This window comes from Chitinophagaceae bacterium, assembly GCA_007695095.1.
Classification (GTDB): Bacteria; Bacteroidota; Bacteroidia; order Chitinophagales; family REEL01; genus REEL01.
Window position 1 is genome coordinate 1 of the sequence record REEL01000037.1, and the last position, 5,001, is coordinate 5,001.

The 5,001-nt window shown below is 35.7% G+C and carries 1 protein-coding gene; it reads left to right on the forward strand.

The features are described 5' to 3' along the window. Positions 1 to 795: 795 nt before the first annotated feature. The coding region (locus EA412_00720) for a hypothetical protein (protein ID TVR83804.1) at positions 796 to 5,001 on the forward strand (4,206 nt) is incomplete at its 3' end.

A 5,001-nucleotide genomic window follows, 5' to 3' on the forward strand; every position in this document is an offset into this window, starting at 1 on the left:
AATGTACGTGAAAGAGCGTTGAGCCATAGCATAGAGATGGCAGCGGGTAGCGGACAAATATACCTGGTTATATTAGAAGATGCTGAAAGCCAGTTGATAGAACGTGTTTTCCTTCTCAACAACTAAGGGTTTTTGAAAATTGGTTTAAGCAATAACAAGGTATTCCTTGTTAAAAAAAGCCGCCTTCTTAATTGAAGGCGGCTTTTTATGTTTAAAAGGGTTTGCAGTCTTATGCTGTTTATGGCAACTTAAAGGAAGGTTTTTATAATGTATTTTGTGTAAAAATATAAAGAAGTAGAGTTTCCGGAAGTCCAATCAGGGTTTTAAAACAATTGAATAATTGAACAATCGAATAGTGAAGTAAAATCAAAGAGAAAAAGAAACCGATTAATTTTAGTAACGTTCTAATTCCTGATTTGAATATCCTATTTCATAAAATTGGCTATTACAATAAATTTAAGCCATGCGTTTTCTTTACTTTTTTAATATCTAATAGAGTGCTAAATGCCAAAATATGTCTTGCTAAAATATTGAACAGGTAATTATATAAATGTATAGTATTCAGAAAATCAATAAAACAATATTACGAAGAGAAAAGGCTTTTTAATTAACCAAAAATTAAAATTAGAATGTTGATAAATTAATTTTAAGATAAGAATGCGCTTGGGAAGGCCTTTTGCTATTTAACTTCATGCTTCTTAATAATTAATTAAGAATAGTTTAACGCTAGAAAATTGACTTAAAAATATGAAGGTTTTAACTTTGCAATATTACTTAAACTAAATTACTTTAATCATGCGTATAAAAAACACGCTTTTCTTTTTTTCAGCTATTTTGTTTTTTTTTACACAAAACAGCATATTTGCACAAACACAAATTTTTGATGAGGAATTAAGAGATGGATCGTTCCCCGCCGGATGGACTTCTCAATTAGGTGGCACACCACCTCCTATAGCAAGAACAGCTGCCGGAGGATATTTTTTAATTTCAGCTAATGATACCTGGGTAGAAACTACAGATTATGATTTAAGTGCTTTTACCAATGCTAGCTTAAATTTTATGGTTGCTACTTTTGGTTCCGGAGCAGATAATCCATTAGAAGTTGAATTTTCACTGGATGGGGGAGTAAGCTGGAGCGCAAATACTTTTACAACTGCAACACCAACTTCAACTAATTACATACCAACCGGTTCATTTGACTTTGCGGTAAACAATTCTTCTCAGGTTCGATTGAGGTTTACCAGACCGGCTGCAAGTGGAAAAGGTGTTCGTTTCAGAGATATGGTATTAGAAGCATCTACTCTTACCAATCCGAATTCTTTTGATTTGAATACAGGTGTTTATGAATTTACGGAGTGGCCTGCAAGTTCACCGGCCGGAACTTTCCCGGCAAATATGGCTTTTCAGGGACATAATACAACAGATCCTGATATTAACACACCTATGATACAAGATTGGTCTTGTGGGTATGATCAAACAGGAGGTTCCAGATTTCAGGGAGTGGGTACTAGTGGTGTAAGAATGACAAATACAGGAGGAGTTCAATCCGTAGCTAATTGCGATGGAACAAATGAAGGAATTAATGTAGGTTCAATAGTCTTGGCTTTGAATACAACAAATAGAACAGATGTGACAATTAACTGGACGGGAAGACTATTTCTTCAGTCTTCAGGTGACCGATTTGCAAATTTAGCACTTCAGTATCGAATACAGGATAGCGGGGGGACATGGCCATCTAATTGGGAAGATGTAAGCGGACAGATATTTGAAAGTCAGGGTAAAAATACAGGTGATTCAGAAGAATTTTCGGTAACGCTTTGTGAGCTTTCTGATGTTGGAGAAGTTCAGCTTAGATGGGTTTATTATATTTCACCTTCAGCAGGAACTAACGGTTCAAGGTCAAATTTAGGCTTAGATGATGTAAAAGTAAGTTCAACGCCTATCGTTACACCGCATGTCCTTGCAAATAGTGCATATATATTCAATACCTGGTCAGATACTGAAGCAGCGGGTACATACCCGGATAATATGGTTTTTTTACAGCATAGTGAAGAGAACCCAGACATAAATACTTCATTTGAATTTGAATATACTTGTGCGTATGATTTGGGTGGCAGACCAAGGGTTAATGGATTAAATAATGATGGGTTTAGTTTTCTAAATACCGGTAATCCGCAAAATGATGCATCTTGTTTGGTAGGCGGATATTTAGGAGCAGCTCAAGTTGCCGTTAATACAGAAGGAATGAACGGAATTAAAGTTGACTGGACCGGAATTCAAAAAACTACAGGAAGCAGAATATATGCTATACAAGCCCAGTACAGAGTAGGCGAGTGTGGACCTTTTACTTCTATCGCAGGTCAAAATTGGGAATCGGATGATACAGGCAATTCTAATAATGTACCACAGGAATTTACATTTGATTTACCGGCAGATGCAGAAAATGAAGAAGTTGTCTATTTAAGATGGGTTTATTATCAAATTTCAGGTTCAGGAAACAGACCTGAAATGGCTATTTCAGAAATAATGATTTATCCTGAAACTTTATATTCAACAAATTCAGGTAATCAGACTTTTGGTGGAGCAACGAATACACAGACCTGGTCAACAGACCCTTCAGCTACCGGAGCTACTTTTAGTCCGCTTTTTCCGGGGACGAACTATGTAATCCAGGATGGGAATACTGTAACAGTAAGAAATGTGGGTGTAGGTGGTCAGCAAAGCCTATCTTTTGGTAACATACTAATAGAGCCAAATGGAAAATTACAGGCGGATTTAGCTGCAACCGGTAACATTTACATAAATATTTTTGGAAATATTGTTAATAACGGAGAAATTGGAGCAATTGACGGTTCAAATAATTTATCTTTTAATGTTGAACCCGGAGATTTTACTTTTTCAGGAAATGGTCCTTTTAATATTCAAAGAATTAGAAAGAGTAACGTATTCAATAATAGCGATGATTTAAATTTAACCATAGACAGTGATATAAATCTATGGTGGGATAACTCGGCGGCTATTTACAATAACAGAAGTGGAAGTTCAAATTTCAATATAGTTATTGCAGATAACAGAACCTTAACTATAGAAGGAGATTTATCATTTGATGGTACAGCCGGTGGTACCGGAACTGACAGAGGAGGAAGTTTAATTATTGAAAACGGAGCTGAAGTTCTGGTTAAAGGAACTACTTTTTTAGGTAATAGAAATGATGATAATTCTACTTCTATTCAAATAAATACCAATGGGGTTTTACAAACTGAGTTTTTTCAGTTTTCTGATCCTTCCGGAAATGAGATGGATGCCAACTTAAGTATAGCTTCAAATGGTCGTTTAGTATTAACCGGTGAAATTCCATGGGTAGATGCACCGGATACTTTTAATTCAATAGCATTAGATTTAAATGCAATTGTTGAATTTTCAAGATTGGGTGACCAAACGATAAGTTTATCCAATAATGATTTTGATTATACTTCTATAGTGTTATCAGGAAGTGGAGAAAAGACTTTTACATCCTCAGATGCTTTAACTGTAAATAATAATTTGGAAATTACAGATGATGCAAAGCTTGTTAAAAGCGGAGCAACGGAAGAAGTATATTTACTGGGCGATTTAGAAAGTTTGGGTAACCCTGAAATTGATGCAGTGTTTTATTTTAGCGGCTCTAATATTCAGACCGTTACCGGTTACGCAGTTTTTGAAGAATTGATATTTGAAAACACTACCGGTGTTGTTTTCCCGGCTCAGGCAGGAGCATTTCCTTCGTCTGAGGTAAGAACAGGTCTGACATTATCAAATAATGCAACTTTCACCGCTGCTTCAAATTTAACACTTCTTTCTGATGCTAATCAGACAGCATACTTGATTGATAACAGTAATCTTGCTAATCCAATTTCAGGCTCTATTAATATAGAAAGATTTATACCGGGTTCTCAGCAAGGCTACAGACAAATATCTTCACCGGTTGAAAATCAAAATATTGAACTTTTAAATGGCTTTAATGCACAGGGATCAAATGCAGCAACTTATGAAATAGTTGATTATTTAAATGAGCAAAACAATGTTTTACATAATAATTGGCCAAACCTTTTGGCTAATGCTTTTACATGGGATGAGAGTGCATCAGTGAACGGTAATAGATTTTGGCAGGGGTTTGTGAGTGGAATTATGCAACCGGCAAACGGGCAGATGATGTATACAAATGGCAATACAGTATTGACTTTTGAAGGAACTCCTAATACCGGAGATATAAATGTTCCTTTAAGCTACACTAGTATTTCAGCAGGAAATGATGGTTGGAATTTTGTAGGAAACCCTTATCCGTCTGCTATTAACTGGGATGCTGTAACAACTGAATATGCGGTTTATGTTTATGATAATTCTCAAAACCCTAATTCTTTCAGAGGAGTTTATAACACCTATATAAATGGAATGGCCACTAATCCAGGCTCTTTCAATGGGGAGATTGCTTCCGGCCAGTCATTTTTTGTTAAAACATCTACTCCCGGCTCACATGCATTAAACTTTACAAACAGTGCCAGAGTTGCTGATAGTTCAACAAACTTTTTTAAGCAAGCTGAGAATCAGGATCCGTTAATACGAATGAGTCTTTCAAATGAAGATTATACAGATTATACTCTTGTGTATTTTAATGAGAATGCTACAAATACATTTGATCAGGGACTTGAAGCTGAAAAGTATTTTAATGCAGCAGTTGGTATACCAAGCTTTTACTCATTGGATAGTGAAAAGTCTTATAGCATTCAGGCATTGTCAACAATTACAGATGACATGATTATTCCATTAGGTGTTGTTGTAGATAATGATGGAGTATATACATTTTCAATAGAAGAACTTGGTAACTTCCCTAAAACCTCAATGGTATTTTTTGAAGATGCTGAAACGGGAACAGAATTAGATCTTCGAAACATGAATGAATATGCTACTCACTTAGCCGAAGGCACACATGAAGGTCGTTTTTACCTGCGTGTAACAGCACCT